Source organism: Cognatiluteimonas telluris, assembly GCF_011320095.1.
GTDB lineage: Bacteria > Pseudomonadota > Gammaproteobacteria > Xanthomonadales > Xanthomonadaceae > Cognatiluteimonas > Cognatiluteimonas telluris.
In genome coordinates this window covers 192913-218494 of record NZ_JAANOY010000001.1, presented here as the reverse complement: position 1 = coordinate 218494, position 25582 = coordinate 192913, and the positions used below count along the sequence as shown (strand labels likewise).

The window sequence follows — 25582 nt, the reverse complement described above, 5'->3', positions numbered from 1 at the left end:
CGTTCATGTCGCCCGAGGACCGCATGCAGACCTGGCTTCGCCGCAAGGACATCGACAAGGTCTGCATCCATGAGGAAGGGCGCCGGCTGGTCCCCAGCCTGGGCTGGCCGCACCTGGTCGCGCTCGGCATCGGCGCCATCGTGGGCACCGGCATCTACACCCTGATCGGCGTCGGCGCCAACCTCGCCGGGCCGGCGGTGCTGCTGTCGTTCCTGATCGCCGGCATCGTCTGCGCCTGCGCCGCGCTGGCCTACGCGGAGATGGCGACGATGATGCCGGCCGCCGGCAGCGCCTACACCTACAGCTACACCGTGCTGGGCGAAACCATCGCCTGGGTGGTCGGCTGGAGCCTGATCCTGGAATACACGCTGGTGGTCAGCACGGTCGCCGTCGGCTGGTCGGGTTACGCGGTGGGTTTCCTCAAGGGCGTCGGTATCGACATGCCCTTGGCGCTGACGGTGGGCCCGCACGCGGGCGGACTGATCAACCTGCCGGCGATCGCCATCACCTGGGTCGTCGCCGGGGCGCTCATCGCAGGCACGCGCGAAAGCGCCACCGTCAACGCCTTCCTGGTGGTGGCCAAGCTGCTGGCACTGGGCGTGTTCGTCGCCATCGCGCTGCCCGGCTTCGACGCCAGCAACCTGCATCCGTTCATGCCATACGGCTTCGCCGAATCCACCGGCCCGGACAATGTCAAGCATGGCGTGATGGCCGGGGCGGCGATCATTTTCTTCGCGTTCTACGGCTTCGACGCGATTTCCACCGCGGCGGAAGAGACGAAAAATCCGTCGCGCGATCTTTCGATCGGCATCATCGGCTCGATGGTCGGCTGCACGCTGATCTACATGATCGTGGCGCTTGCGGCGGTCGGTGCGATGCACTACACGGTGTTCGGCCACAGTCCCGAGCCGCTGGCGCTGATCATGCGCGAGCTCGGCCACGGCGTGGCGGCGAAGGTCATCGCCGCGGCGGCCGTGATCGCGCTGCCGACGGTGCTGCTCGCGTTCTTCTACGGCCAGAGCCGGATCTTCTTCGTGATGTCGCGCGACGGACTGCTTCCCCGCAGCCTGTCGAAGGTGGGCCGGCGCGGCACGCCGGTCGCGATCACGGTCTTCACCGCGATCGTGACGTCGGCGCTGGCCGGGGTCGCGAGCCTGGACGAGATCGCCGCGCTGGCCAATGCCGGCACCCTCATCGCCTTCATCGCGGTCGCGGCCTGCATGCTGGTGCTGCGCAGGCGCGATCCACGGCGCACGCGCGCGTTCCGGGCGCCGCTGGCGTGGGTGATCGGCCCGGTCGCGATCCTGGGTTGCGCCTATCTGTTCACCAGCCTGCCGACCCGGACCCAGCTGTGGTGCCTGGCGTGGAATGCCTTCGGGCTGCTGGTCTACCTGCTGTATGCGCGTCGCAGCAGCCTGCTCGCGCAGGGCCGCGATACCTGATGCCGGCGCGATGAGTGCCGGCGTGCGACCGTGCGCCATCGCGCTGATGGGCCCGACCGCATCGGGCAAGTCGGCGCTGGCGCTGGAATGGGCGCAACGCTTCGATGGCGAAATCGTCAGCGTCGACTCCGCCCTGGTCTATCGCGGACTGGACATCGGCGCCGCCAAGCCCACGGCGGCCGAGCGCGCGCTCGTCGCGCACCACATGCTCGACCTGCGCGATCCCTGGCAGACGTATTCGGCGGCGGAGTTCGCCCACGATGCGCGCGCGGCCATCGACGACATCGTGTCGCGCGGGAAACTGCCGATCCTCGCCGGCGGCACCGGGCTTTACTTCCGCGCGCTGCTGCGTGGACTGGCGCCGATGCCGGAGGCCGACCCACAGCTGCGCGCGCAGCTGGCCGCGCAGGCGCAGGCGCGCGGCTGGGATGCGCTGCATTCGGAACTCGCTGCCGTCGACCCGCAGGCGGCGGCGCGCATCCATCCCACCGATGCGCAGCGCATCCAGCGTGCGCTGGAAGTCTGGTGCGCCAGCGGGCGCTCGATCAGCGACTGGCAACGCGACCACCGTGGGAAGCCGCTGCCGTTGCGCGTGCTCAAGCTCGCCCTGGCCCCCGTCGATCGCGCGCAGCTGCACGCCCGCATCGAGCACCGCTTCGACGCCATGCTCGACGAAGGTTTTCTGGACGAAGTGCGGCGGTTGCGCGCGCTGCCGGGTCTGCAATCGCATCCGCATCCGCTCGAGTTGCCGGCGGTGCGCGCCGTGGGCTACCGGCAGGCCTGGGAATACCTGTCGGGCGACACCGATGCCGATGCGTTCCGCGACCGCGCGATTTTCGCCACCCGGCAACTGGCCAAGCGCCAGCTCACCTGGCTGCGCGGCGAACTCGACGCGCGCTGGCTGGACACCATCGCCCAGCGCGACGAGCTGGACGCTGCCGCGCGCCTGTTCCTGCGGCAACGCCCCGCGTAGGAGGGGCTTCAGCCGCGAGCCCCTGGCATCGGTCGGGCATTCGGATCCAACCACGCCAAAAGCCTGCGGAAGCCGGCAAGTCCGTTCCCCGAACGCGACGCAGTTCCCTATCCCCGCCGCCGCGGTTGTGCAACCATCGGGCGGTCGCCGCCATGGGGTATGGGTCGGGCGACGCCGAACCGGCACAGACCGGCGGCATCCAACACCGAGAAAATGGGGAAAACACCATGTCCAAGGGGCAATCATTGCAGGATCCCTTCCTGAATGCGCTGCGTCGCGAGCGCGTGCCGGTTTCGATCTACCTGGTCAACGGCATCAAGCTGCAAGGCACGGTCGAATCCTTCGACCAGTTCGTCGTGCTGCTGCGCAATACCGTCAGCCAGATGGTCTACAAGCATGCAATCTCCACCGTGGTGCCCGCGCGCAACGTCCGCGTCGGCCCGGGCGGTGGGTACGTGCAGTCGGGCGAAGGCGAGCCGGGCGAGGGCGACGACGAGGCCGAATGACGCGACCGGCGGGTTGCACCGGGCGGCATGGCCACGACACCTGCGCCTGCCCGGCATGCGGGTCGAACTTCACCCGTGCGTCGTAGCGCCCGGATCGACGCCACCTTGAACCCGGGCCCGGCGACCCCCATTGCATCCTTCCCCGCGCCGTGGGGCAGGAGCCGCCCTTGTTCGAACGATCCCGCCGGGGCGAAATCGCCCTGTTGATCCAGCCCCACGCCGGCGGTCCGCCGGACGACGGCGCGCTGGAGGAATTCTCCGACCTGGCGCGTTCGGCCGGGGCCACCGTCGCCGCCACGCTCAACGCGCGCATCGACAAGCCCAATCCGGCCACCCTGATCGGCAGCGGCAAGCTCGGGGAGGTCAAGGCCGCCTGCGACGCCACCGGCGCCGACCTCGTGCTGGTCAACCACCCGTTGTCGCCCGGCCAGGAGCGCAACCTGGAAAAGGCCCTGCAGCGCCGCGTCGTCGACCGGACCGGGCTGATCCTGGACATCTTCGCCCAGCGCGCGCACAGCCACGAAGGCAAGCTGCAAGTCGAACTGGCCCAGCTCAAGCACATGGCCACGCGCCTGGTACGTGGCTGGACCCACCTGGAGCGCCAGCGCGGCGGTTCGATCGGCCTGCGAGGCCCGGGTGAAACGCAGCTGGAAACCGACCGCCGCCTGCTGCAGAAGCGCGTCGAGCAACTGCAGAAGCGCTTGGACAAGGTCGACGTGCAACACACGCAGATGCGCCGCGCGCGCGTGCGCAGCGAATTGCCGCGCGTCGCGCTGGTGGGCTATACCAACGCCGGCAAGTCAACGCTGTTCAATGCGCTGACCGGTGCCGATGCGTACGCTGACGACCGCCTGTTCGCGACGCTCGATCCGACCGTGCGCCGCATCGTCCTGCCCAGCGGCAGCGCGGTGCTCGCCGACACCGTCGGCTTCGTGCGCGACCTGCCGCACGAGCTCGTCGCCGCCTTCCGCTCGACCTTGTCCGAAGCGCGCGAGGCCGACCTGCTGCTGCACGTGGTCGATGCCGCCGATCCGCTGCGCGACGAGCGCATCGCGCAGGTCGACTCGGTGCTGCGCGAGATCGGCGCGGGCGAAATCGCGCAACTGCTGGTGTTCAACAAGATCGACCGGATCACCGTGGGCGGCGACGATGGCGCGGAGGCGGCGATGGCGCCGCGCCGCGATCGCCCGGCTGCCGATGGTGGCGCACGCGAGCGGGTATGGCTTTCCGCGCGCGACGGCGATGGACTGGAGCTGCTGCGCCAGGCCCTCGGCGCCCGGCTTGGGTTGCGACGGATCCACGCCGAACTGCAATTGCCCTCGTCCTGCGGCCAGCTGCGGGCTCGCCTGCACGAGATCGGCGCCATTCGTGGCGAGCAGCACGACGAGCACGGCTGGACGCTGCGGTTGGACCTGGCCGAAGCCGACGCGCTGAAGATCGCCGCACAAGCCTACGGCCGCCCGCTGCAGCCGCTGCTGGACGGCGCGGCGGCCGCATCGCGGGCCGAACCGGTGGCGGCCGGTTAGAATCCCGCGGTCGACCGGCCCTGCGCCGGACGAACGCCGATGCACCCTTTTCATGGAGCAGGCATGGCCTGGAACATCCCCGGCGGATCGAACAAGGATCCGCGCAACCCCCGCGATCGCAGTGGCGCTGCCGGTGTCGTCGACCGTTTCCTCGCGCCGGTGCGCGGGTTGTTCGGCGGCAGCGGCGGCATCGCGCGCTGGATCGGCCTGCTGGTCGCCTTGTGGCTGGTGTTCAACTGCTTCGTGCTGATCACCGAGCAGCAGCGCGGCGTGGTGCTGCGCTTCGGCCAGTTCGATCGCGTCCTGCAACCCGGTCCGCACCTGAAGTGGCCATGGCCGGTCGAGCGTACGATCAAGGTCAACGCGACCCAGAGCCAGGCGTTCAACGACACCGTCCCGGTGCTGACGCGCGACGGCAACATGGTCAGCGTCGAGCTCAACGTGCAGTACCGGATCAACGATCCGAAGCTGTTCCTGTTCGGCACCCGCGATGCGACCAAGGTGCTCGAACAGGCGGCGTTGAGCACCGTGCGCGAAACCGTCGGCCGCTCGGACCTGGACACCGTGCTGGGTGCGCGCGGCGGCCTGATCGGCACCGTCAACCGGCAGCTGCAGGCGTCGCTGGACGAATACCGCACCGGCCTGATCGTGTCGGAGCTGAACCTGCAGAACGCGCGCTTCCCCGATGAGGTGAAGGACGCCTTCGACGAAGCCCAGCGCGCCAACGCCGACAAGACCACGGCCATCAACCAGGCCAAGGCGTACGCGGCGAAGATCGTGCCCGAAGCGCGCGGCCAGGCGGCGCGCCTGCGCACCACCGCCGAGGGTTACAGGACGGCGTCGATCGCGCGCGCCACCGGCGATGCCGAACGCTTTTCGCTGCTGCTCGACCAGTACAAGCTCGCGCCGGAAGTCACCCGCAAGCGGCTATGGCTGGAAACCGTGCAGGAGGTGCTGTCCGAGAACCGCAAGGTCGTCGGCGGTGACAGCCGCCAGCTGATCTACGTGCCAATGCCGGGCGCCGGCAATGGCGGCGGAAGCACGAGCGGCAACGCACTGCCGCCGCTGCCGGTCGACATCGCCGCGCCGACCGTCAATGCCACCAGGGGCGTCGCCGACAGCGACGCCCGGCCCGAACGCAGCACGCGCCCGACCGGACGCGAGGAGCCATCGCGATGAAATATTCCGCCTGGGTACCGCTGGCCGTGGTGCTGGTGCTGGCGCTGTTCGGCTCGTTCTACGTGGTCAGCGAAGGCCAGAGCGCGATCGTGCTGAACCTGGGCAAGGTCGTGCGCAGCGACATCGGCCCGGGGCTGCATTTCAAGATCCCGTTCGTCGAAAGCGACCGTGTGTTCGACCGCCGCCTGCAGGTGCTCGATGCCAATCCCGAGCGCTACCTGACCTCGGACAAGCAGGACATCAGCCTGGACTTCTTCGCCATCGGGCGCATCGATGACGTGCGCGCGTTCTATCGCGCCACCGGCGGCGACGAGGAAGTCGCCGTGCAGCGCCTGGCGCCGATCATCAAGAACGCGCTCACCGGCGAGATCAATTCGCGCACGTTGCAGGAAGTGGTGTCGGGCGACCGCGAGAAGGTCGTCGCGCGCCAGCTCAGCAGCATCAACCGCGGTGCCGGCACACTCGGTGTGCACATCCTCGACATCCGCATCAAGCGCGTCGACCTGCCCGAGGACAGCAACGTGCTGAAGTCGGTGTATGACCAGATGCGTTCGCAGCGCCAGCAGGTCGCCAGCCAACTGCGCGCCGAGGGCGTCGAGCAGGCGCAGACGATCCGCGCCGAAGCCGATCGCCAGCAGCAGGTGCTGCTCGCCGAAGCCGAGCGCGATGCGCAGAAGCTGCGCGGCGAAGGCGACGCCAAGGCGGCCGGCATCTATGCCGCCGCCTACGGGCGCGACCCCGGGTTCTATGCGTTCCATCGCAGCCTGGAGGCGTATCGCAACGCCTTCGCCGACGGCGACGCGGTGATCGTGCTCGACCGCAACGATGCCTTCCTGCAGTACCTGCGCAGCGACAAATAAGCGATGACCGATCTGTGGTCGGCGCTGTGCCTGGTCGCGGTGCTCGAGGGCCTGTTCCTGTTCGCGACCCCGGGGGCATGGAAGCGCGCGGCCGAAAAGCTGCACGCCATGCCCGACCGCAGCCTGCGCGCCGTCGGCGCGGTGGTGGTCGTGCTGGGCCTGCTGGCGCTGTTCGTCGTCCGGCGGGCTGTAGGAGAGGGCTGAGCCCTCCGTCCATCCGCGCCTTGCCAGGGTAGGCAGCCATCCGGCGGCGTTACGACGCGCCTCTCCCTACCATGGGCGCAGCGCTGGCCCCGGCCGGTCAAAACCCGGATAATGCACAAAAGCCGGGGGGCGACCTCCCGGCTTTTTTCGTGACCGGGTTCTGTGGGCGCGGCTTCAGCCGTGAGTTCTCCCTACGGCCACCGTATCGAAATGCTCGCGGCTGAAGCCGCTCCTACGAAACGCTGCAGGGAGTTCCGCCATGGGTCAGTCAGTCGTCGTTCTCGGGGCCCAGTGGGGCGATGAAGGCAAGGGCAAGATCGTCGACCTGCTGACGCAGGACATCGGCGCGGTGGTGCGCTTCCAGGGCGGCCACAACGCCGGCCACACCCTCGTCATCAACGGCAAGAAGACCGTCCTGCACCTGATCCCGTCCGGCATCCTGCGCGACGATGCGTTGTGCCTGATCGGCAACGGCGTGGTGCTGCATCCGGGCGCGCTGCAGAAGGAAATCGCCGAACTCGAGGAAACCGGCGTCGACGTGCGCTCGCGGCTGAAGATCAGCCCGGCGACGCCGATCATCATGCCGTACCACATCGCACTGGACCAGGCCCGCGAGAAGGCCGCCGGCGGCAAGGCGATCGGTACCACCGGCCGCGGCATCGGCCCGGCTTACGAGGACAAGGTCGCGCGCCGCGGTATCCGCGTCGCCGACCTGAGTTATCCGAAGGAATTGGCGGAGAAGCTGCGCAGCACGCTCGATTACCACAACTTCGTGCTCACGCAGTACCTGAAGGTCGAACCGGTCGACTTCCAGAAGACGCTCGATGAGGCCTTGGCCTTCGGCGAATACATCGAGCCGATGAAGTCCGACGTCGCGGGAATCCTGCACGACCTGCGCAAGCAGGGTAAGCGGGTTCTGTACGAGGGCGCACAGGGCTCGCTACTCGACATCGACCATGGCACGTATCCGTACGTCACCTCGAGCAACACCACCATCGGCGGCGCGCTCGCGGGCACCGGCGTGGGGGCCGATGCGATCGACTACGTGCTCGGCATCGCCAAGGCGTACGCGACGCGCGTCGGTGGCGGTCCGTTCCCGACCGAGCTCGACGACGACATCGGCGAAGGCATCCGCAAGCGCGGCCAGGAATTCGGCGCGACCACTGGCCGCCCGCGCCGCTGTGGCTGGATCGATCTCGTCGCGCTCAAGCGCGCCGTCGCGATCAACGGCATCAGCGGCCTGTGCATCACCAAGCTCGACATCCTCGACGGCATGCCGACGCTGAAGATGTGCATCGCCTACCAGTACCGCGGCAAGCGCACCGAATACGCGCCGCTCGACGCCGAAGGCTGGAACGAGTGCGAGCCGGTGTATCTCGAATTCCCGGGCTGGCAGGAATCCACCCACGGCATCACCGAATGGGAAAAACTCCCCGCCGCCGCCCGCGCCTACCTGCGCGCGCTGGAGGAGTTGTCGGGTTGCCCGCTGGCGATGGTCTCAACGGGACCGGATCGCGACGCGAATATCGTGCTGCAGGATCCGTGGGCGTAATCCAGCGTTTCGAACCCCCATTGCCCTGAATCTGGGTTTCGGAAGCGTTGAAGGGCAAGCATTTTTAATGCAATGTCGCACTTTCAGCACGTCGCCAAGGAAGGCGTCGGCAAAGCGGGAACAACATGCGTGACCTCACATGGAGTAGTGAAAATGCGTCAGATCGAAACTCGATTGCGGCGGGTGCGCCTTGCCACGTTGATCCTCGTCCTTGCCAGTATGTGTTTGGCTGCTTGCCACCCGGAACCTTCGCCCGCCGCCGCCGCGCAGCCATCTAAGAGCGACCTCGCCCAAAGTCGAACAGGCGTGCCCGTAGCGAAGGGTATGACAGAAGGCATGGCGTACGCTGACATGCGCGCCCTCGTTCTGGCCGACGGCTGGGTTCCAGTTGCCGACAAGAAATGCAACTACAACGTAGTCGGCGCCGGCTTCAAACCGCTGTGCGCAGAGCACCCTGACTTGGGCTCATGCAGCATCTGCTCCAACCTCCCCGAACTCAGTGCCTGCAGCGGTGACGCCTATTGCGGCATGTACTTCTCCAAGGACGGGAAGCGCTTGCATGTTGTCAGCTACGGCGATATCCGGGACTGGAATGTCCATGGCGACCGTTCCCAGTTAACGGTAAGCGGATGGGATGCCGCCGTAGAACCCGCTCCGCGTTGAGCAAAGGCACGAATGAGCAAGGAGGCTCAATGACGAATCAGTTGGGAGATCTGATAAGCCGTGGAGAAGGAGGTTATAACTCCTACAATCGTGGCACTTTGCATGGGCACATAGTGCCCGCTTCGAAAGCCTGCGATTTCTCCAATGTGACGATCGGCGAGTTGCTGCGCCGGCAGAGCCTGCCTCCGGGAGATCCCGAAAAGATATTTGCGGTTGGCAAATATCAAATCATTCCGACAACAATGCTGGATGCCGTCCAGAAGATGCGCATTGAGCCAGAAGAACGCTACACGCCCCAATTGCAGGAGCGGATCTTTGCCGACTACCTGATCAAAATCAAACGCCCTCCCATCTACGACTATATTGTCGGGAAAGCAGGCTCGACACTCTACGCAGCGCAAAAAGCAGCCGCGCAGGAGTGGGCGAGCATCGACGATCCGGACACGCCGGGCAAACCGTTTGGGAGCTATGCGAAACACGGGAATCGATCGACCACGCGATCAGACCAAGTCGCTGCGGCACTTGATTCGATGCGTGAAGCCTATGGGGCCGCCATCAATCGGGGATTTGCTTCAGGCGAGGCTTGGCGACTTGTAAGTGGGCAAATCTCAGGGCGAGACCATACTAAAAACGTACTTGATGATGCGCGGGCAACGCCTGCGCGAAAGGATACATCCGAGCAACGCGAAATCCAGACGCTTTTGCAACGGATGGGCTACAAAGGCGAAAACGGTCGGTTGCTCAAGGTTGACGGCGACCTAGGCCCCAACAGCAGGCACGCCATAAGATCATTCCAGTGTGCTCACCACCTCCACGTCGACGGCGTCATCGGCAAGGAGACATCGGCTGCCTTGGAAGACGCCCGCCGTTGGCCATTGCTCTCGGAGGAGACGCATCCACAGCATCGGTTGTACGAACAGGTCGAGCACGGCTTGCGCCAGTTGTCGAATAATCCCCTCCGTGGAAGTCAGGATCTGGCAAACACGGCCGTGGCGCTGACCATCGCCGCGCATGTCAATGGGATGGACCGGGTGGACCACGTCGTGCCCGGATCGAACGGGGTCAACCTGTTTGCGGTGCAGGGTCGCTTGGATGATCCGGCACATCGCCGAGTGCATGTCGAGCTTGCGCATGCGCTGGCGCATGTCGACCGGCCATTCGAAATGCCCGCGCGGCGGCTCGCGCCCACGCAGTCGACACTGCATGCCCCGCACTTGGCTCCGTCTGCGCAGCAGGCGACAGGTGCGCCTGCCATGGCCGGCCCCTGAAGAGGCGTGGATCGTCGTCACCCGACGCGGGGCGCCGGTTCCGGCGAGGGCGGTCGCTTCGCCAGCGATGAAATTCGTCCTCGACTGCTGCCAGAGCGGTAGGATCGCGTAACCGTAATCATGCGTCGAAGTTCGCCTCGTACCTTCTGCCCGCCCAGGGTCAACATGCAGATGAGAGCCATCCTGTCGGTCGCCGCACTGTGCTTACTGGCACTGCCGGCGCACGCGGACCAATACCAATACCTGACGCTGGAGCAGGCGACGCGGGCGATGCAGGCCATCGGTACGGACACCGTCGTCCAATCGTTCTGCGCTCCATGTGACGAAGTGAAGTCGCAGCCGTTGACCGTCGCCTCGATTTCGATCGGCCGTATCTGGGAAGGCGACTCAGCGGAGCCGTACGCGTCCGATGGACGGACGTTCTGGGAGGTGGTGGTCAACGATCAATCCGTCGACCTCGCCTATGTGTACCTCCACCGGGATGGCCGCTGGGAGAACCTGGCGCTCCTGCTGGGCCTGGATGCGGTCAAGGTGCCCCGTTACCTCTCGGCGCAACAGCTCACGCCTTAACCTGGCAGTGCGGGCTCGGCGGAGCCTTCCACGCGTGTCGGCCCAACCGGCATTCGCGCTTTTTTCATGCCTTCCTGCCGAGCATGGCCGGCGCGAGGATCGCTCGCGCCCGCGGCCCGTGCATGAGTCTGGTCGAGTACCAACGCAAGCGCCAGTTCAACAAGACGCGCGAACCTGCGCCCGGCAAGCCGCTGCCCGAGGGCAAGCGGGCGATTTTCGTGGTGCAGCTGCACCACGCGTCCCGTCGGCACTACGACTTCCGGCTGCAGGTCGGCGATGCGCTGAAGTCCTGGGCGGTGCCGAAAGGGCCGAGTTACGATCCGTCGGTCAAGCGCATGGCGGTGGAGGTCGAGGACCACCCGATCAGCTACGCGAACTTCGAGGGCGAGATCCCGAAAGGCCAGTATGGTGGCGGCCACGTGGCGCTGTTCGACACTGGCGTATGGTCGACGCCGCACGATGCCGAGGCGCAGCTTGCCAAGGGCCACCTGCGCTTCGAGCTGTTCGGCGACAAGCTCAAGGGCGGCTGGCACCTGGTGCGCAGCGGCAAGCCGGCGAAGCAACCGCAGTGGCTGCTGTTCAAGGAGGACGACCAGTACGCCGGCGACCTCGAAGCCGACGACCTGCTCGCCGATGTCACCGCGCCGCCCGAGGCCGACGCCAAGCGCGCGGGCCGCGGCAAGGCCAACAAGAAAAAGCAGGCGACCGTGGCGCCGAAGCGCAGGCCGCGGCGCATCGACTGGGCGAAGAAGGCGGCGAAACTCACCGGCGCCCGTAAAAAGGCCCTGAAGAACGAAGCCTTCGAACCGCAACTTGCGCGCCTGGGCGATCACCCTCCGGAAGGGCCGCAATGGCTGCACGAGATCAAATGGGATGGCTATCGCCTCGTGACCACGATCGTCGACGGCGTCGCGCGGATCTGGTCGCGCAATGCCATCGAGTGGACGGCGAAGGTGCCCGAGATCGCAGCAGCCATCACACAGCTCGGGCTCAAGGCGGGCGCACTCGACGGCGAGCTGATCGCGGGCACGGGAACGCAGCAGGATTTCAACCTGCTGCAGGCCACGCTGTCGGGCGAGCAGCAAGGCACGCTCGTGTACGTGCTCTTCGACCTGCTGCATGTCGACGGGATCGCCATCGACAACGCACCGCTCGTGGAACGCAAGCAACTGCTGGCCGAGCTGCTGGACGACCCGCCCAGGCATCTCGCGCTGAGCACACACATCGAAGCCGACGGCGATGCCGCCTACAAGCTCGCGAGCGAACAGAAGTTCGAAGGCATCATCTCCAAGCGCGGGGACCGGCCCTACATGTCCGGTCGCGGCGACGACTGGCGCAAGACCAAGCACCTGCAGACCGAGGAATTCGCGGTGGTCGGCTACACGCCGGGCAAGGGCAATCGCGGTGGGTTCGGGTCGCTGCTGCTGGCGCGGCCAGACCCCGTGCATGGCTGGAGTTACGCCGGGCGCATCGGCTCGGGATTCAACAACGAACAGATCCGCAAGCTGACCCGGCGCATCGGCAAGGCCGGCAGGACGGAGCCGACCGTGCATGTCACCGAGGCGGTGCGCAAGGACATCCGCGGCGCGCTGTGGTTCGATCCGATGTTCGTGGTCGAGGTCTTCCTGCGCGGCACCGGTGGCTCGGGCGTCTTGCGGCAGGCCTCGCTCAAGGCGGTGCGGCCGGACAAGGATGTGGGAAGTCTCGCCGACACCGATCGGGTCGCAGGCGGGACGGGGACGCCGCCACGGACGGGCAGGTCGACGGCACGCAAGGCGACCACGGCAAGATCACCAGGGGCCGTGAGTCGCGGCCGAGGCGAGGGGGCATCGACGCCCGTGCGCATCACCAGCCCTGGAAAAATCATCTTCCCCGACAGCAACATCACCAAGCAGCAGGTCGCCGACTATTACCTGGCGGTCATGGACCACCTGCTGCCCGGTGTTGCGGGCCGACCGCTGTCGATCATCCGTTGCCCCGAAGGCGCGGGGAAACCGTGCTTCTTCCAGAAACACCACACGCCGGGCCTCGAGCACGTCAGCCTCGTGCGCCTGAAGGAAGAGGCCGGCAACAATGCCAGCTATCTCGTCGCCTACGATGCCGCCGGGATCATGGAGCTGGTGCAGTTGAATGGCCTGGAGTTCCATCCGTGGGGCTCGCATGCCGACGATCCCGATGTCGCCGACCGCGTGGTGTTCGACCTCGACCCCGGGCCCAACGTGCCGTGGAGCGAGGTCAAGAAATCCGCCGAGCACGTGCGCGGCCTGCTCAGGCAGGCCGGGCTGAAGTCGTTCCTGCGCACGACCGGCGGCAAGGGCCTGCACGTCGTGGTGCCGCTCAATCCCGGCTGCCATTGGGACATCGTGAGGAATTTCGCCCGCGGCTTCGCCGAAGCTCTCGCCAGGGCCGAGCCGCAGCGCTACCTCGCGGTGTCGACGATCAAGCTGCGGCCGAACAAGATCTTCGTCGACTACCTGCGCAACGGTCGGGGCGCGACCGCGGTGGCGTCGTATTCGCTGCGCGCGCGCGATCGTGCGCCGGTGGCGATGCCGATCGCCTGGTCGCAGCTGGCGGCGCTCAAGCGCGGCGATGCCTTCACCCTGAAGGACGTCCCCGCGTTGCTGAAGCGGCGCAAGCGCGATCCCTGGGCCGGCATCGATGACGTCGGGCAGGACCTGTCGCGCTGGGCGGGCGGCTGATGGCGCGGCCGGACCATGGCCACTGGCCCCGGCGGCCATGGAGCGTCCGCCATGGGCAGAGTGCAGGGACGGTGCGCGGCTGGCACGCCGCATCGGCACGCTGGGCTTCCTGGCGCGCGCGATCGCCGGGCAGATCCCGGCCCTGATGGATGCCTTCGGGCGCCACCACCGCAGGACCCGTCCCGCACAGGCATGATGGCGGCCTGCCAGCCGCGGGAGCATCGCTCCGGGAGCCGCCATGATCGAACTCGTCATCGACCAGCGCCGCAAGGATCTCGGCGGTTTCGAAGTCGGCCGCGTGCTGCCGTATGCAAAGCGGCGCATGGTCGGCCCCTTCGTCTTCTTCGACCACATGGGGCCGGTGGCGTTTGCCCCGGGCATCCCGCGCAGCGTCGACGTGCGGCCGCATCCGCACATCGGCCTGTCGACCGTGACCTATCTTTTCGCCGGCGAGATCATGCATCGCGACAGCGTCGGCTCCGAGCAGCCGATCCGCCCGGGCGAAGTCAACTGGATGACGGCCGGGCGCGGCATCACCCATTCCGAGCGCTTCGAGCAGGCGCGCCACTTCGGCGGGCCCATGGATGGCATCCAGGCGTGGGTGGCGCTGCCGGAGGACGTGGAGGAAATCGCGCCGTCGTTCTCGCATTTCGACGCGGCGGCGTTGCCGTCGTTCGACGATGCCGGCGTGCGCATCCGCCTGATCGCCGGCCAGGCCTGGGGCAGCAGCGCGCCGGTGCCGACGCATTCGCCGATGGCGTATTCGCACTGCGTGCTCGAGGCCGGCGCGCGCCTGTCGGTGCCCGACGACTACACCGAGCGCGCGGTGTATGTCGCCGACGGTTCGGTAGAAATCGCACGGCAGACCTTTGGTGCAGGGCGCATGGTGGTGCTGACCGCCGGCGTGCCGGCCACGGTGCTGGCACTGGAGGCGTCGACGGTGATGCTGCTGGCGGGCGAACCGCTGGGCGAGCGCTTCATCGAGTGGAACTTCGTGTCGTCTTCGCGCGAGCGCATCGCCCAGGCCAAGGCGGACTGGGTGGCCGGCCGGATGAAACTGCCCGACCTGGACCACGAGGAATGGATCCCGCTCCCCCCCGAGCCGGCGCCGCCAAATCCGATGTCCTGATGCGATCGGGCAGGGCGGCGGGCGCGGGCGGCCCGCGGGTGCTGGCGCGACAAACGACGACTCGCGACGGACGCGGCGGCGTTCACCGCGGCACGGCCGGCTTCGCAGCACGCTTACAGCCGCTGGACTAGCGTGACGACAGGAGGGCTGCAATGTCCGAAATCCACTTCGATAGCCTGCAGGACGCGTTGCAGCACGCCAACGACCGCATCGACGTGGCGCTGGCCCGCACGATCCAGCTGGAGGCCATCACCGACGCCCACCACGCGCTGTTGAGCGCGGTCGCCGCGACGCATCCGGACCCGGTGGCCTTGCGCGAGGAATGGCGGCGCATCTCCTCGCTGATCGTCGCCAGCTCGCAGATCCGCCCGCCCGACGATGCTGCAATGGAGATCCGCGCCGAACAGACCCAGGCGCAGGTGGAACTGATCAGCGAAATCCTCGACAGCCTGGCGTCGGAATCGGAGGAGTGAGGGCGGCGTTGTAGCAGGGTAGGCAGGCGATGCGGGTCGGGATGTCAGGGGGCGCCGGTTGCGGCGCAGGAAAGCGCCGCGCCGTTCGATGTCTTCTGGCACGACGGCCCCTCATCCAGCCCTCGGGCACCTTCTTCCCAGCGCTGCGGGGAGAAGGGAACTTCGTCAGAACTCGTACGACGCGCCGATGTAATAGCTGCGTCCCAAGCCCGGCTCCAGGCCGCCGCCGAACACGCGCGAGTAGTACTTGCGGTCGGTGAGGTTGGAAATGCCGCCCAGCAGGCGCACGTGCGGTGCCACCCACCAGTCGGCGGAGGCGTCGACGACCGTGTGCTGCGGCACCCTGGCCGGGATGTAGTTGGCATCCACCGGCGTCCCCAGCGGGTTGTTGGAGTCCTGCCAATACTGGCTGGCGACGGTGACCGCCGACAGCGACAGCTTCAGGTGCTTGTCCTCGCGATACGCGACGCCGACGCGAGCCAGATAACGCGGCGAGAACGCAGGCGTGTTGCCGGCGTTGGCCGGGTTGATCGTCGAGGTGAACCGCGCATCGAGCAGGCTCAAGCTGCCGAACACCGACAGGTGCCGCGTCGTCTGCGGGTCGCGTGCGGCGAGGAAGTCGTAGTCGAGCTGGCCTTCGAAGCCGCGATGGCGGGTGTTGCCGGTATTGACGTTGATGGTGTTGCCGGGAGGCGCCGAGGGGCCCGCCGGCTGGCTTTCGATACGGTCCTTGACGTCGATCCAGAACAGGCTCGCGTCGTAGAACAAGCCCGCAACCGGCGTGCCGTGCACGCCGCCTTCCCAGGACAGCACGTGGGTCGGGTCCGGATCGTTGATGTCGCCGGCGGCGGTACTGCCGAAGGGCGAGCCGATGTCGAAATACCGCACCGGGCGCCAGCCCTGCGAGACGTTGAAGTAGCTCTCGTTGGCGTGGCCGAAATCGTTGCCCAGGCCCAGCCCGAACAGCGGCACGGTGTGCGACACATGGCGATCGACCAGCTCGCGCGACAGCGACAGGGGCTTGATCGTCTCCTTGATGTCGATGCTTTCGTGGTCGATGCGCAGCGACGGCACCAGGTGCCAGCCGTTGCTGAAGCGGAACACGTTTTCCGCGAACACGGCGGCATAGCGGCTCGACCGCGCCTGCCGCAGGCGTGCGCAGGCGACGTCGGCGAAGTCGGCGCAGGCACGGCCGAAGCGGTCGTCCTGCGCGGGCGCGAGGCCGGCTTCGGTCCACTGCCGGAACGGCGCATCCGAGCCGTACAGGGTGGTGCCGACGGTGAAGGCGTTGCCGCGTCCCCAGCGGTGGACCACGCGCGCATCCACGCCGCTGAAACGGAACTGCTCGTCCTGCAGGGTCGAGGTCGTCGGCGCCGGGCCGCGATCCTGCGACCGCGACGCCTGGTCCTGGTAGCCGGTCCAGGCCTTGGCGACCAGCTTGGTCTTCTCGTCGAACTGGCGCTCATGGCTCACGCTCAGCACGTGCCGCTGCGTCCACAGGCGATTGAATGGCGTGGTCGTCTGCGTTTCGTCGGCAGCGAACTGCGGATAGCTCAGCTTGCCCGCTTCGCCCGCGTGCAGGTCGTAGGAGTGCAGGTCCAGCGCCGTGTACGAGTTCGCATCGGGGCGGTAGCCGAGATGCAGGTCGAGCCCGCGCAGCGTGGAGTTGCCATTGTCGCGCTGGCCGTCGCTGCGGCGGTAATGCACGTCGGCCAGGTAGTCCCACCGGCCCGACGTACCCGATACCTGGTTGAAGGTGGCGAACATGCCGTCGCTGCCGACGACGTTTTCGCTATAGCCGGCGAACGGACGATCGGCGACCGGCTTGCGGCTGACAAGGTTGACGGTCGGCGGCGGCTCGGGGCCATACAGCAGCGAGCTGCCGCCACGGATCAGCTGCACTTCCGACAACGACTGCGGCGGCGGGAAGGTGTAGACGGTCGGGAACCCGACCCAGTCGCCTTCCAGTGGAATGCCGTCGAGCAGCACGGTGACGAATTCGGATTCCTGCGGATTGCCGATGCCGCGGTAGCTGAGGTTCAACTGGCCCGGCGCCTGCTGCTCGGACACCAGCAGCCCCGGCGTCTGCGCGAACAGGTTGCGCAGCGTGTTGTCGGGCACCGTGGGGATGTTCTCGACCTTGGTGATCGAGGTCTTCTTGGTCACCGTGATCAGCGCGCCGTCGACCTCCGGCATGATGTGGAGCAGCTTCGGCCAGCGGTCCTCGGGGGAATGTCCAAGCACCTCGACCTTGTCCAGCGTGGCCGCCTGCTGCGGGTCGTCCTGGGCGGGCTGCACCGGCGCAGCGGATTGCGCCAGCGCGGGACAGGACAGGCATTGGGCGACGGCGAGCGCAAGCGCGCCGGGAACGAAGGCGATTGGTTTCATCGGTGATCCTGGGTTTTGACGACGAAGGCGCGGCCCGTTTCCCGCAGGGCCGCGCAAAGCAGGGCGTGATGCTGGCATGGTCCGGACGCGGATGCCAGTCGACGAATGGCAGGGTGGCCGATGGCGGGAATGTGCCCCGGGCCGCCAGGACCCGTGGCCGTGATGCCGCATTCGAGGGCGCCGGCCGCAGGTTCGCCACGCAGCGGCAACGGCTGCGGCGCCAGGCTGCGGACTCGCGGGACCGGCGGTACAAGTGCCGATACCGTGTCCGTCAGCGCGCGCCCGGCGTCGACGAACATTTCACCGCTCCGGGCCTTCATCGGAAACCTCCTCCTTCGCTGCGAGCCAACCATGCCGATCACCATCGCCGCCTTTTCCGGCAGCCTGCGCCGGGGCTCCTACAACACCGCGCTGCTGCAGGCCGCCGCCGGCCTCATGCCTGAAGACAGCCGCATCCAGATCCACTCGATCGCGGCCTTCGGGCTCTACAACGGCGATGTCGAGGCCGACGAGGGCATTCCGCCACCGGTGTCCGCGCTCAAGGATGCGATCGCCGCCGCCGACGGTTTCCTCATCGCCACGCCCGAATACAACAACAGCATTCCGGGCGTGGCGAAGAACGCCATCGATTGGCTCAGCCGTCCGCCTGCCGACATCCGGCGCGTGTTCGGTGGCAAGCCCGTGGCGATGGTCGGAGCCAGCCCCGGCGGTTTCGGCACGATCCTGTCGCAGAACGCCTGGCTGCCGGTCTGGCGCACCCTCGGCGCGGAGCTGTGGACCGGGGCAAAGCTGATGGTGTCGGGCGCCGCCAAGGTGTTCGACGCGCAGGGCAGCCTGGTCGACGAACGCACGCGCGACTCCCTGCGGGGTTTCCTGCAGGGCTATGTGGAGTACGTGCGCGACAGGCAGCGACCCTGATCGCCGCGGGTAGCGGCACGGACCAAGGGCGGCCCGGCGGACTCCGGAAACGGTGACAGGTCACGTTCCTGCCGGTCGGCGGCCGGCATGATGGCGTGATTTTCGCCACAGGGGGCGTTGCGATGAACGATGGGGGCGGGCGGCCATGGGCCGAACCGGAGACGTACCGGACGTTGCTGGAATCCACGCGCGCGATTCCATGGAAGATCGACTGGGCCTCGATGCGCTTCGCCTACATCGGCCCGCAGATCGAGCCCTTGCTCGGTTGGTCGCCGCAGAGCTGGGCGACGGTGCAGGACTGGGCCGAGCGCATCCATGCCGACGATCGCGAGCGCGTGGTGTCGTTCTGCGTGGCGCAGTCGCAGGCGGGCGTCGACCACGAGGCCGACTACCGCGCGCTCACCGCCGCTGGCGACTACGTCTGGATCCGCGATGTCGTGCACGTCGTGCGCGATGCCGACGGCGCGGTCGAGGCGCTGGTGGGTTTCATGTTCGACATCAGCGAGCGCAAGCGCACCGAAGAGCACGTGCTGCGGCTGCAGGCGGAACTGGAGGTGTTGTCCTACACCGACGCGCTCACCGGGCTGGCCAACCGTCGCCGATTCGACGCGGTGATGGCGCAGGCCTGGGCGCAGGCCGCACGCACGCAGGAGCGGCTTGCGTTGGCGATGTTCGATATCGACGATTTCAAACCGTACAACGATGCCTACGGGCACCTGCAGGGCGACGCCTGCCTGAAACAGGTGGCCGGCCTGCTGGCCGCTGCGGTGACGGCGCCCGATGCCTTGCTGGCGCGCTTCGGCGGCGAGGAATTCGCGCTGGTGCTGCCGCGCACCGATGCCGACGGTGCGCGTGCGATCGTCGAGGACTGCCGCGCGCGGCTGGCGGTCGCGCGGATTGTGCATCCGCATTCGCGCACCGGCGGCATCCTCACCATGAGCGCGGGCATCGGCAGCGCCGTGCCTGCCTGGGACGCACCCTGGCTTGCATTCGTGGAGACGGTCGACGGCCGCCTGTACCGGGCCAAGGATGCCGGCCGCAACCGCGTCGTCGGCGAGCCCTAGAGGCTCCAAATCCTCTTTAGACATGGCTGTATGGCGCCTCCGGCTGGAGGCGGACAAGCTGCGCCCGACACCACCACGGGAACCGCCATGAAGCTGCTCGCACCCGCCACCGCGCCCGCACTGGACCTGGTCGACATCTACGGCCTGCCGATCAACATCGGCCGCACCGGGCGTCGGACGCTGCTGTCGTTCTTCCGCGACGCGGCCTGCCCGTTCTGCAACTTCCGTGTCTACGAGCTGACCCATCACCACCAGAGCCTGTCGTCGCTGGGGCTGGACATCGTCGCGGTGTTCGGATCCTCGCAGGCCGAAGTGCTGCGCTTCGTCGCGCGCCACCCGCGCCCGTTCCGCGTCGCCGCCGATCCGGTCGGGCAGTCGCACGCGCGCTATGGCATCGAGCGTTCCCTGCTGCGCAAGCTCAAGGCGATCGTGACCCGCGTGCCGACGCTCCTGCGTGGCCTGCGCATCGTCGGCCTGGCCGGGCTCAACACCAACAACCTGATGCCGGCGGACTTCCTGATCGACGAGGACGGCCGCATCGTCGAGACGTGGTACGGCAGCGATGCCGGCGACCGCATCCCGCTGGAACGGGTGGAACTGTTCCTGGCGCGTGGCCTGATCGCGCGCGCCGCGAAGACACCGGTGCCCACCGCGGAAAGCACGCCGGTCGCGCGCAGGGCATCGGCTTGACGATGGGCTGACCGGCATCGGGCCGCGGTCCGCGCGACGTGTCGCGTGCCGGCCATGTCGCGATGCGGTCAGCAAGATGAACACCAGCGTCGCAGCATCCGCGACGTCGTCACGGCATCGTGCGCCTCCTTTGGAGGCGTCCATGACCCGTCGTTCCGGCAGCGCCGATCTTCCCCTGCACGGTGGCCGCGTGCCGGCGTGGCTGGCCGATCGCATGACCCGCCTGGGCGCGGTGATGTGCGAGGCGATCGTCCACGAATACGGACGCGATGAACTGCTGCGTCGGCTCGCGCATCCGTTCTGGTTCCAGTCCTTCGGCGCGGTGATGGGCATGGACTGGCATTCCTCCGGCATCACCACCAGCGTGATCGGCGCGCTCAAGCGGGGCCTGGCGCCGCTCTCGGGCGAGTTGGGAATCCACGTCTGCGGCGGCCGCGGGCGGCATTCACGCAAGACGCCGGGGGAACTGCTGGCGATCGGCGAGCGCGTCGGGATCGACGGCGCGGGACTCGCGCGCGCCAGCCGGCTGGTGGCGAAGGTCGACAGCGCGGCGGTGCAGGATGGCTTCGACCTGTACCTGCACGGCTTCATCGTCGCCGACGACGGCAAGTGGGTCGTGGTGCAGCAGGGCATGAACGGCGCATCGAAGCAGGCGCGCCGCTATCACTGGCTGTCCGAGCAGCTGACGAGCTTCGTCGACGATCCGCATGCCGCGGTGGAAGGCCAGGGGCAGGGCAACATCGTCAACCTCGCCGACCGGCGCGCGGCGCGCTCACGCGATGCGCAGGTCGAGCTGCTGCGATCGATGGGCGTGGAGGCCATTGCGCGCGAGTACTCCAGGATCGCAGCGGCGGAGGACGCGCCTGGTGCGAAGCGCGCACGTGTCCGGCCTGGCGGTGAAGGCGGAACGGGTGCGATGGAAGGCCGACAGGCGGCACGGTTGCCCGTAACGGCGCGGGCCGCGGGCGGCAGCAACGATGCGACGGCGCCATTGCAGCTTGGCCTGCTGCCGCACCTGTCGCTCCCCGACCACCACGACGTGCGCGGCAGCGATGTCGTCCTGCGCCGCCTGCACGGCAACCTCGCCGCAGCTGCCGAATGTGGACCGCAGGATTTCACCGAGTTGCTGCAGGTCCCGGGCGTCGGCGCGCGCACCGTCCGCGCGCTGGCGCTGGTCGCCGAAGTGCTGCATGGCGCGCCCTGCCGCTTCACCGATCCGGCGCGCTTCTCGCTGGCGCATGGCGGCAAGGACCGGCATCCGTTCCCGGTGCCGACGAAGGTCTACGACCACACGATCGCCGTGCTCAAGCGCGCGGTGCACGACGCCAGGCTCGGGCGCGAGGAACAGCTGCAGGCGTTGCGGCGGCTGGACGCGCAGGCACGCCGGCTCGAAGCACGCGCGCGCGGCCCGTCGGTGGAGGCGCTGATCGCGGACGAGCTTCGCGCCTCGCACGGCTACGGCGGCCGCAGCATCTTCGGCTGGGAGGCCGAGATCGACGCAGCCGCCGCGCACCGCCAACAGGCCTCGCAGTCCGCACGCCGGTAGGAGCGGCTTCAGCCGCGAGCTCCTGCCCTCGATGCGGGTAATGGGTGTCGATGGCTCGATGGCCGGAGGGTCCAGGCTGGGGGAGCTCGCGGCTAAGCCGCTCCCACCGCGACCGCCTGCGAATTACACCCGCTGTCGCCGCTGTCGCCGCTGTCGCCGCTGTCGCTGCTGTCGCGATGGTGCCGCCATCAATCCGTAGGCGCCGTCTCCACCAGCTTGGCCAGCAGCACCAGCGAGTCCTGCCAGCCCAGGTAGCAGTTCTCCAGTGGGATCGCGTCCGGCAGGCCTTCCTGCACCACGTGCAGTTCGGTGCCGCAGGACACCGCGCGCAAGGTGATCGTCACCATGATTTCGCCCGGCAGGTTGGGATCCTCGAAGCGGTCGCTGAAACGGATCAGCGTGTTGGGCTCCAACTCGAGATAGGTGCCGCCGAACGCATGGCTTTCGCCGGTGGCGAAGTTGGTGAACGACATCCGGTAACGGCCACCGACGCGGGCATCGACTTCGTGCACCTTGCCGGTGAAGCCGTTGGGCGGCAGCCACTTGACCTTGGCGTCGGCGTCGAGGAAGGCGCGGTAGACACGCTCTGGCGGCGCGCGCAGCACGCGGTGCAGGCGGACGGTGTTGGGCATGGCGATCTCCTGGTGGCGGGCCTGGCGATCATGCGACGGTTGCGGCGTCATGGCGAATGCGTGCGTCCGGCGATGGCGTGCGTACCTTGGGGCGGCTCCACCGCCGGAGCCGTGCTGACGACAGCTGCGCGTGCTGCGAAGACGTCCAGTCATACTGCGTCGCCACCCGCCGCTGAACCGATCTCCATGGGCGACACGACCGCCACACCCACGTCGCCGACGCGGCCTGCAGGGACCGCGCCGCGGACGATCGGCCTGTTCGCCTACGACGACATGCAGGCGCTCGACCTGGTCGGACCGCTGGACGTGTTCGGGGCCGCCAATGCGCATGCGGCCGGCTCGGCGCCCTACGCATTGTGCGTCATCGGTTTGACGTCCGCCCCGGTGCGGGCGGAAAACGGACTGACGGTCATTCCGGACGTCGTGCTCGAAGATGCCCCGGCATTGGATACGCTGCTGATCCCCGGCGGCGTCGGCAGCCGCACGCTCGCCGGCGATCGGCTGCTGTTGGATTTTCTCGTCCAGCGCGCGTCGTCGACCCGCCGCATGGTGTCGGTGTGCACCGGCATCTACCTGCTGGCGGCCACCGGACTGCTCGATGGCCGCCGCGCCACGACGCATTGGCGGTTCGCCGCGGACGTCGCCCGTCGCTTCCCGGCGGTGCGGCTGCAACCGGAGTTCCTGTTTTTGCGCGACGGCGGCTTCGCGACCTCCGGCGGACTGACTGCCGGCATGGACCTGGCGCTGGCGTTGGTGGAAGAAGACCTCGGCGCGCAGGCGGCACTGGAGGCGGCGCGCGAACTGGTCATGTACGTCAAGCGGCCGGGCAACCAGGCGCAGTTCTCCGCGCCGCTGGCGGCGCAATGCCAGGGCGGAGGACGCCTGGGCGCACTGGTGGACTGGCTGATCGCGCACCCGGGCGAACACATCACGGTTGATGCCATGGCCGATTCCGTGGCGATGAGCGCGCGCCATTTCCGCCGCGTCTTCGTCGAAACCTTCGGCAGCACGCCGGCGCGTTTCGTCGAGCACCTGCGCCTGGACCAGGCCTGCCTGCAATTGGCCGAAGGCCGCACGCCGATCGGCCGCATCGCGGCGAACGTGGGGTTCAACAGCAGCGATGCGTTCGGTCGCGCCTTCCGGGTGCGCTTCGGTGCGTCACCGCTGGAATACCGCGAGCGTTTCGGACGCTGACCTTGGCCGGAATCGTCGGCTGCGTGGCCGCTGCCGCCGTGCGCACGCCGGGACAATGCGGCATCACCACCGCAATGGAATCCCATGAAACTGCTCCTGCCCATCGCAACCATCGTTGTCGCCGGTGTGGCAATCGCCATCGCATCGAACCTCGCATCCGGGGCGCGGGCGAACGACGTGCCCGCGACGCTGGCCCAGGCGCCGGTCTATTCGCTGACCGGGAAGCTGGAGTTGCCGGCCAACTATCGGCAATGGATTTACCTCGGCACCGGGCTGGACATGAGCTACAACCCCAAGGCGACGGCCTCGGATGCGCCGGTGTTCGACAACGTTTTCGTCGACCCGGCGTCCTGGCAGGCGTTCCAGGCCACCGGCACCTGGCCCGAGCAGACCCAGATGCTGCTGGAAGAGCGCGCCTCGTCCAGCAAGGGGTCGATCAACCAGCGCGGGCATTACCAAAGCGGGCAGGTGCTCGGGCGCGAAATGCACGTCAAGGACAGTGCGCGCTTCGACGGTGGCTGGGGCTTCTTCAGCTTCGATGACGACACCGCGGCCGGACAGATCCCGACCACGGCGGCCTGCTACGGCTGCCATCGCGCCCACGCCGCGGTCGACACGACGTTCGTGCAGTTCTATCCAACCCTGTTGCCGGTCGCGCAGGAGAAGCGGACGCTCAGTGCCGGCTACCTGCGCGATGAGGTGCAGCGGCTGCAGGCGTCGCGCAGTCGCTAGCTTCTTTCTCGCCGAGCGCGCCCGCCAGGCGGCGGAGGCATCGCCAGGCCGGCGCACGGCGGGATTGCACCGCGCAACGCGCGCTTGCGCACGCAACGGCTGCCACGATCCCAGGTCGACCTGGCAGTGGGGACTTCGGCCACGCTGTACAGGCCGTTTGCACGGGCCGTCGCCGCGCCATCGCCAGGTCGCGCCTGGCGACAGTCGGTAGTCGCAGGCGCAAGTGGGCCGCTCGACCGGCACCGGCGAAGCGATCCGTCGCCGCGGGCCGTCGCCCGTTCCATCGACAGCGTGGTTCGTCCATGGGGCGGTTCCGCCGGCGTGGCGGATGGCGAGACTGCCTCATCCGCGATGGGGGCTTGTCATGCAGGCAATGGACGGTATCGATGCGAACGGCGTATCGCTCGCGCACACGCCTGCCGTGGCGCCGGCCGCGCGCACGCCGGCCATCGGGCGACGCACGCGCGCCGCGTCGCGCATGGCGGCGATGGCCTGGTTCGCGACCGCGGTCCTGGGGCAGGGCATGTTCGCCACGTACGTCGTCGGCTTCTATGGGCGCGCGGCGGCACACGGCCATCCCGAGCGCTGGAACGAGGTGCTCGCTGTCGGTATGTGCCGGGCGATACCGTCGGCAACCTGGTGCTGGCATCGCACCTGCTGTTCGCGCTGGCGGTGACCGCCGGGGGCCTGCTGCAGCTGGTGCCCGCGATTCGCAACCGATGGCCGCGCCTGCACCGCTGGAACGGACGTGCCTTCGTGGTGTCCGCGATGGCCGATGCTTCGGGCGGGCTGCAAATGGTCTGGACTCGCGATGTCGTTGGCGATGCCTGGCAGGACGTCGGCATGACCGTCCTTGCGCTGCTGATCCTGGGTTGTGCCGCGCTGGCCTGGCGCTAGGCGCGGGCACGCCGCTTCGAGGCGCATCGGCGCTGGGCGCTGCGGCTGTTCCTCGTCGCCAATGGCGGCTGGTTCTTCCGCATCGGCGTGATGTTCTGGCTGGTGGTCAACCAGGGTCCGGTCGGCTTCGATCCCAAGACCTTCACCGGACCCTTCCTCAACGTGCTGTGTTCGCGCAGTTCGTGCTGCCGCTGTGCGCGCTGGAGGCGTACCTGCGCGCCTGGAAGTCCAGCGCAACCGGCGCTGGCCTGATGCGCGCGACAGCCCTCATCGCCGACGACGAACCGCTGCTGCGCGATGCCCTCGCGCGGCAGCTGGCGCAGGCCTGGCCCGAGCTGGCGATCGTCGCGCAGGCCCGCAATGGTCGCGACGCGGTCCGGCTGTTCGAAGCGCACCGCCCCGACATCTGCTTCCTCGACGTGCACATGCCGGGCCTGTCGGGGATCGATGCCGCACGCCAGATCGGCCGGCGCGCGC

General features: G+C 68.0%; 25 protein-coding genes and 1 pseudogene. 24 read left to right on the top strand and 2 right to left on the bottom strand.

Features of this window, described 5'->3' with window-relative positions:
* The first annotated feature begins 23 nt into the window (after window positions 1-23).
* The 15 genes from G7B67_RS01050 to G7B67_RS00980 all read left to right on the top strand — a co-directional run bounded on the left by G7B67_RS01050 (window position 24) and on the right by G7B67_RS00980 (window position 15044).
* Window positions 24-1442, top strand: coding sequence for an amino acid permease (locus G7B67_RS01050; RefSeq protein WP_166206450.1), 1419 nt, complete (start codon window positions 24-26; stop codon window positions 1440-1442).
* Between the two features lie 10 nt (window positions 1443-1452).
* The gene (miaA, locus tag G7B67_RS01045) at window positions 1453-2415 is read left to right on the top strand and encodes a tRNA (adenosine(37)-N6)-dimethylallyltransferase MiaA (protein ID WP_166206447.1); all 963 of its coding nucleotides are present in this window, start codon (window positions 1453-1455) and stop codon (window positions 2413-2415) included.
* A gap of 227 nt (window positions 2416-2642) precedes the next feature.
* Window positions 2643-2921, top strand: coding sequence for an RNA chaperone Hfq (gene hfq, locus G7B67_RS01040; protein ID WP_166206444.1), 279 nt, complete (start codon window positions 2643-2645; stop codon window positions 2919-2921).
* A gap of 167 nt (window positions 2922-3088) precedes the next feature.
* Window positions 3089-4447, top strand: a complete 1359-nt coding sequence (gene hflX / locus G7B67_RS01035) for a ribosome rescue GTPase HflX (protein WP_166206441.1) — start codon at window positions 3089-3091, stop codon at window positions 4445-4447.
* Window positions 4448-4510: 63 nt separating this feature from the next.
* Window positions 4511-5626, top strand: coding sequence for an FtsH protease activity modulator HflK (gene hflK, locus G7B67_RS01030; protein WP_166206438.1), 1116 nt, complete (start codon window positions 4511-4513; stop codon window positions 5624-5626).
* Entirely contained in the window at window positions 5623-6486 is an 864-nt protein-coding gene (gene hflC / locus G7B67_RS01025; protein ID WP_166206435.1) for a protease modulator HflC, read from the top strand. The genes hflK and hflC overlap by 4 nt, the downstream gene beginning before the upstream one ends.
* Window positions 6487-6489: 3 nt before the next feature.
* Complete coding sequence (locus G7B67_RS01020; protein ID WP_166206432.1) at window positions 6490-6690, top strand: DUF2065 domain-containing protein; 201 nt, start codon at window positions 6490-6492, stop codon at window positions 6688-6690.
* Between the two features lie 259 nt (window positions 6691-6949).
* Window positions 6950-8242: an adenylosuccinate synthase gene (locus tag G7B67_RS01015; RefSeq protein ID WP_166206429.1), complete on the top strand. Its 1293-nt coding sequence runs from the start codon at window positions 6950-6952 to the stop codon at window positions 8240-8242.
* A 153-nt stretch (window positions 8243-8395) separates the two neighbouring features.
* Complete coding sequence (locus G7B67_RS01010) at window positions 8396-8905, top strand: hypothetical protein (RefSeq protein WP_166205908.1); 510 nt, start codon at window positions 8396-8398, stop codon at window positions 8903-8905.
* A gap of 29 nt (window positions 8906-8934) precedes the next feature.
* Window positions 8935-10173, top strand: coding sequence for a peptidoglycan-binding domain-containing protein (locus G7B67_RS01005; RefSeq protein WP_166206426.1), 1239 nt, complete (start codon window positions 8935-8937; stop codon window positions 10171-10173).
* A gap of 171 nt (window positions 10174-10344) precedes the next feature.
* Window positions 10345-10743: a hypothetical protein gene (locus G7B67_RS01000; RefSeq protein WP_166206423.1), complete on the top strand. Its 399-nt coding sequence runs from the start codon at window positions 10345-10347 to the stop codon at window positions 10741-10743.
* Between the two features lie 122 nt (window positions 10744-10865).
* Window positions 10866-13442, top strand: coding sequence for a DNA ligase D (gene ligD, locus G7B67_RS00995; protein ID WP_166206420.1), 2577 nt, complete (start codon window positions 10866-10868; stop codon window positions 13440-13442).
* Between the two features lie 37 nt (window positions 13443-13479).
* Window positions 13480-13638, top strand: coding sequence for a hypothetical protein (locus G7B67_RS00990; RefSeq protein ID WP_166206417.1), 159 nt, complete (start codon window positions 13480-13482; stop codon window positions 13636-13638).
* Between the two features lie 42 nt (window positions 13639-13680).
* The gene (locus G7B67_RS00985) at window positions 13681-14571 is read left to right on the top strand and encodes a pirin family protein (protein ID WP_166206414.1); all 891 of its coding nucleotides are present in this window, start codon (window positions 13681-13683) and stop codon (window positions 14569-14571) included.
* A gap of 152 nt (window positions 14572-14723) precedes the next feature.
* Window positions 14724-15044 (top strand): hypothetical protein, encoded by a 321-nt coding sequence (locus G7B67_RS00980; protein WP_166206411.1) that lies wholly within the window; start codon window positions 14724-14726, stop codon window positions 15042-15044.
* A gap of 165 nt (window positions 15045-15209) precedes the next feature.
* Here G7B67_RS00980 and G7B67_RS00975 read toward each other — a convergent pair whose 3' ends face one another.
* Entirely contained in the window at window positions 15210-17432 is a 2223-nt protein-coding gene (locus G7B67_RS00975; RefSeq protein ID WP_166206408.1) for a TonB-dependent receptor family protein, read from the bottom strand.
* Window positions 17433-17696: 264 nt separating this feature from the next.
* Here G7B67_RS00975 and G7B67_RS00970 point away from each other — a divergent pair, with 264 nt between their 5' ends.
* From G7B67_RS00970 to G7B67_RS00955, 4 genes are all read left to right on the top strand, one after another.
* Window positions 17697-18350, top strand: coding sequence for an NADPH-dependent FMN reductase (locus tag G7B67_RS00970; RefSeq protein ID WP_243412189.1), 654 nt, complete (start codon window positions 17697-17699; stop codon window positions 18348-18350).
* 122 nt (window positions 18351-18472) lie between these two features.
* Window positions 18473-19414, top strand: coding sequence for a GGDEF domain-containing protein (locus tag G7B67_RS00965; protein WP_166206405.1), 942 nt, complete (start codon window positions 18473-18475; stop codon window positions 19412-19414).
* A gap of 87 nt (window positions 19415-19501) precedes the next feature.
* Window positions 19502-20104, top strand: coding sequence for a redoxin family protein (locus G7B67_RS00960; protein WP_166206403.1), 603 nt, complete (start codon window positions 19502-19504; stop codon window positions 20102-20104).
* A 142-nt stretch (window positions 20105-20246) separates the two neighbouring features.
* Window positions 20247-21650, top strand: a complete 1404-nt coding sequence (locus G7B67_RS00955) for a DUF763 domain-containing protein (protein ID WP_166206400.1) — start codon at window positions 20247-20249, stop codon at window positions 21648-21650.
* A gap of 188 nt (window positions 21651-21838) precedes the next feature.
* Here the strand turns inward: G7B67_RS00955 and G7B67_RS00950 are convergent, their stop codons facing one another.
* Complete coding sequence (locus G7B67_RS00950) at window positions 21839-22282, bottom strand: SRPBCC family protein (protein ID WP_166206397.1); 444 nt, start codon at window positions 22280-22282, stop codon at window positions 21839-21841.
* 186 nt (window positions 22283-22468) lie between these two features.
* On the opposite strand from G7B67_RS00950, the gene G7B67_RS00945 reads away from it, so the two are divergent.
* The 5 genes and pseudogenes from G7B67_RS00945 to G7B67_RS13555 form a co-directional block, all read left to right on the top strand.
* Window positions 22469-23476, top strand: coding sequence for a GlxA family transcriptional regulator (locus tag G7B67_RS00945; RefSeq protein WP_166206394.1), 1008 nt, complete (start codon window positions 22469-22471; stop codon window positions 23474-23476).
* An 84-nt stretch (window positions 23477-23560) separates the two neighbouring features.
* Window positions 23561-24208 (top strand): cytochrome P460 family protein, encoded by a 648-nt coding sequence (locus G7B67_RS00940; RefSeq protein WP_166206391.1) that lies wholly within the window; start codon window positions 23561-23563, stop codon window positions 24206-24208.
* A 364-nt stretch (window positions 24209-24572) separates the two neighbouring features.
* Window positions 24573-24884, top strand: coding sequence for a hypothetical protein (locus G7B67_RS13270; protein ID WP_207780841.1), 312 nt, complete (start codon window positions 24573-24575; stop codon window positions 24882-24884).
* Entirely contained in the window at window positions 24848-25105 is a 258-nt protein-coding gene (locus G7B67_RS00935; protein ID WP_207780840.1) for a DUF2306 domain-containing protein, read from the top strand. Before G7B67_RS13270 ends, G7B67_RS00935 begins: the two co-directional genes overlap by 37 nt.
* 251 nt (window positions 25106-25356) lie before the next feature.
* Window positions 25357-25566 (top strand): annotated as a pseudogene (locus tag G7B67_RS13555) (LytR/AlgR family response regulator transcription factor); the annotation flags it as partial.
* Between the last annotated feature and the right edge of the window lie 16 nt (window positions 25567-25582).

Bases quoted from the DNA above. Each gene is read 5' to 3' on its own strand.
- G7B67_RS01050 (WP_166206450.1), top strand. From the start codon at position 24: ATGCAGACCTGGCTTCGCCGCAAGGACATCGACAAGGTCTGCATCCAT.
- miaA (WP_166206447.1), top strand. From the start codon at position 1,453: ATGAGTGCCGGCGTGCGACCGTGCGCCATCGCGCTGATGGGCCCGACC.
- hfq (WP_166206444.1), top strand. From the start codon at position 2,643: ATGTCCAAGGGGCAATCATTGCAGGATCCCTTCCTGAATGCGCTGCGT.
- hflK (WP_166206438.1), top strand. From the start codon at position 4,511: ATGGCCTGGAACATCCCCGGCGGATCGAACAAGGATCCGCGCAACCCC.
- hflC (WP_166206435.1), top strand. From the start codon at position 5,623: ATGAAATATTCCGCCTGGGTACCGCTGGCCGTGGTGCTGGTGCTGGCG.
- G7B67_RS01020 (WP_166206432.1), top strand. From the start codon at position 6,490: ATGACCGATCTGTGGTCGGCGCTGTGCCTGGTCGCGGTGCTCGAGGGC.
- G7B67_RS01015 (WP_166206429.1), top strand. From the start codon at position 6,950: ATGGGTCAGTCAGTCGTCGTTCTCGGGGCCCAGTGGGGCGATGAAGGC.
- G7B67_RS01010 (WP_166205908.1), top strand. From the start codon at position 8,396: ATGCGTCAGATCGAAACTCGATTGCGGCGGGTGCGCCTTGCCACGTTG.
- G7B67_RS01005 (WP_166206426.1), top strand. From the start codon at position 8,935: ATGACGAATCAGTTGGGAGATCTGATAAGCCGTGGAGAAGGAGGTTAT.
- G7B67_RS01000 (WP_166206423.1), top strand. From the start codon at position 10,345: ATGAGAGCCATCCTGTCGGTCGCCGCACTGTGCTTACTGGCACTGCCG.
- ligD (WP_166206420.1), top strand. From the start codon at position 10,866: ATGAGTCTGGTCGAGTACCAACGCAAGCGCCAGTTCAACAAGACGCGC.
- G7B67_RS00990 (WP_166206417.1), top strand. From the start codon at position 13,480: ATGGAGCGTCCGCCATGGGCAGAGTGCAGGGACGGTGCGCGGCTGGCA.
- G7B67_RS00985 (WP_166206414.1), top strand. From the start codon at position 13,681: ATGATCGAACTCGTCATCGACCAGCGCCGCAAGGATCTCGGCGGTTTC.
- G7B67_RS00980 (WP_166206411.1), top strand. From the start codon at position 14,724: ATGTCCGAAATCCACTTCGATAGCCTGCAGGACGCGTTGCAGCACGCC.
- G7B67_RS00975 (WP_166206408.1), bottom strand. From the start codon at position 17,432: ATGAAACCAATCGCCTTCGTTCCCGGCGCGCTTGCGCTCGCCGTCGCC.
- G7B67_RS00965 (WP_166206405.1), top strand. From the start codon at position 18,473: ATGAACGATGGGGGCGGGCGGCCATGGGCCGAACCGGAGACGTACCGG.
- G7B67_RS00960 (WP_166206403.1), top strand. From the start codon at position 19,502: ATGAAGCTGCTCGCACCCGCCACCGCGCCCGCACTGGACCTGGTCGAC.
- G7B67_RS00955 (WP_166206400.1), top strand. From the start codon at position 20,247: ATGACCCGTCGTTCCGGCAGCGCCGATCTTCCCCTGCACGGTGGCCGC.
- G7B67_RS00950 (WP_166206397.1), bottom strand. From the start codon at position 22,282: ATGCCCAACACCGTCCGCCTGCACCGCGTGCTGCGCGCGCCGCCAGAG.
- G7B67_RS00945 (WP_166206394.1), top strand. From the start codon at position 22,469: ATGGGCGACACGACCGCCACACCCACGTCGCCGACGCGGCCTGCAGGG.
- G7B67_RS00940 (WP_166206391.1), top strand. From the start codon at position 23,561: ATGAAACTGCTCCTGCCCATCGCAACCATCGTTGTCGCCGGTGTGGCA.
- G7B67_RS13270 (WP_207780841.1), top strand. From the start codon at position 24,573: ATGCAGGCAATGGACGGTATCGATGCGAACGGCGTATCGCTCGCGCAC.